Source organism: Nocardioides malaquae (assembly GCF_015070385.1).
Taxonomy (GTDB): Bacteria; Actinomycetota; Actinomycetes; order Propionibacteriales; family Nocardioidaceae; genus Nocardioides; species Nocardioides malaquae.
Genome location: NZ_JADCSA010000031.1, coordinates 1 through 1860, shown reverse-complemented (window position 1 = coordinate 1860; position 1860 = coordinate 1). Strand labels below are relative to the sequence as shown.

Here is a 1860-nt window from a genome sequence, read left to right as displayed (position 1 = left end):
CACCCAGGGTGGTGTGGGAGTTGCCGATGTCGGCCGCGAGCAGCGTCATCGCCTCACTCCTCGTCGAGGTCCAGACCGAGGTCGAAGACGGTGACCGAGTGGGTCAGCGCACCGACGGAGAGGAAGTCCACCCCGGTCTCACCGACCTCGCGGGCCCGGTCGATGGTGAGGCCGCCGGAGGCCTCCAGCACCGCCCGGCCGTCGGTCACGCGGACCGCCTCGGCCATGTCGGCGGTCGACATGTTGTCGAGCAGGATGCGCTCCGCCCCCGCCTCGAGCACCTGGCGCAGCTCGTCGAGGTCCTGCACCTCCACCTCGACCGGCAGGCCGGGGTAGGCGCGACGCACGGCCTCCAGCGCGGGCACGACGCCCCCGGCGGCCACGACGTGGTTGTCCTTGACCATCGCCATGTCGTGCAGACCGAAGCGGTGGTTGACCCCGCCGCCGGTGCGCACCGCGTACTTCTGCAGGTCGCGCCACCCGGGCAGGGTCTTGCGGGTGTCGAGCACCTTGGCTCCGGTGCCCTCCAGCGCCTCGACCCACCGGGCGGTCGCGGTGGAGACGCCGGAGAGGTGTGAGGCGAAGTTGAGGGCGGTCCGCTCCGCGGTGAGCAGGCCCCGAGCCGGTCCGGAGACCCGCATGACCACGTCGCCGGCCGAGACCCGGCTGCCGTCGGGCAGCCGGTCGGTCACGTCGACGGTGTCACCCATGACGGCGTGGAAGACGAGCGCAGCGACTCCCAGCCCGCTCACGACGCCCGACTCGCGGGCGACGAAGGCACCGGCGGCGCGCGCGTCGTCGGTGATGGTGGCGGCGCTGGTGGTGTCCTCGGTGCCGGGAGGCACGTCCTCGAGCAGGGCGAGCGTCAGGTGGCGCCAGAGGGCCTCGACGTCGAGGCCGGCGTCGGTCAGCTCGGTGAGCAGGCCGGCGGGCACCTGACCGAGCTCGACGACGGGCAGGGCAGGGGGCGGGACGGCACTCACGAGGGGCTCCTCTCCAGCACGGACGGATCGGTGGCCGGGGCGGGCACGAACGCCGCCTCGGCATGGCCCTCGACGAGGGTGACGTCGATGTGGCCGCCGCCGAACCGCACGTCGTCGCGCTCGGGGAAGTCGTCGCGCCAGTGCGACCCGCGGGTCTCCTCGCGCAGCAGGGCGGCGAGGGTGAGGGCGGTCGAGACCGCCACCAGGTTGGTGGTCTCCCACGACGCCGTGGCCGGTACGTCCGTGGCCCGGGCGCCGACCTCGTCCAGCGCCACGGTCGCCCGGTCAAGGCCGTCGGCCGAGCGCAGCACGCCGACGAGGGTCGTCATGACCTCCTGCAGCTCGCGTCGCGCGGCGGGGTCCACGAGGCCGGGGGTGCGGCTCTCGGTGACCGGCTCGACCTGGTCCCGCAGCTCGGCGGGCAGCACCTCGGCGATGCGCCGGGAGAAGACGAGGCCCTCCAGCAGGGAGTTGGAGGCGAGCCGGTTGGCGCCGTGCACGCCGGAGCAGGCGACCTCGCCGGTGGCGTAGAGGCCGGGCACGGACGTACGCCCCCACAGGTCGGTGGCGACGCCGCCGGAGACGAAGTGGTGGGCCGGGGCGACCGGGATCAGCTCGGTCACCGGGTCGACGCCGTGGCTGCGGCAGGTCGCGAGGATCGTGGGGAAGCGCTGCTGCCAGAACTCCGCGCCCAGGTGGCGGGCGTCGAGCCACATGTGCGGCCGGTCGGTCTCCATCATCCGGCGGGTGATCGCCTTGGCGACCACGTCGCGCGGCGCCAGGTCGGCGAGCGGGTGGACACCCTCCATGAGCCGGTTGCCCTCGAAGTCGACGAGGAAGGCGCCCTCGCCGCGCACGGCCTCGGAGATCAGGGGCT

2 protein-coding genes are annotated in these 1860 nt (G+C 73.9%); both read right to left on the bottom strand.

The features are described from left to right. Positions 1–53: 53 nt before the first annotated feature. A complete protein-coding gene (gene nadC / locus IEQ44_RS15505; RefSeq protein WP_319804714.1) occupies positions 54–983 on the bottom strand; it encodes a carboxylating nicotinate-nucleotide diphosphorylase in 930 nt (309 codons plus the stop codon). Continuing rightward, on the bottom strand, positions 980–1860 hold an 881-nt coding region (locus IEQ44_RS15500), incomplete at its 5' end, for an FAD-binding protein (RefSeq protein WP_193639383.1). The genes IEQ44_RS15500 and nadC, both read right to left, overlap by 4 nt.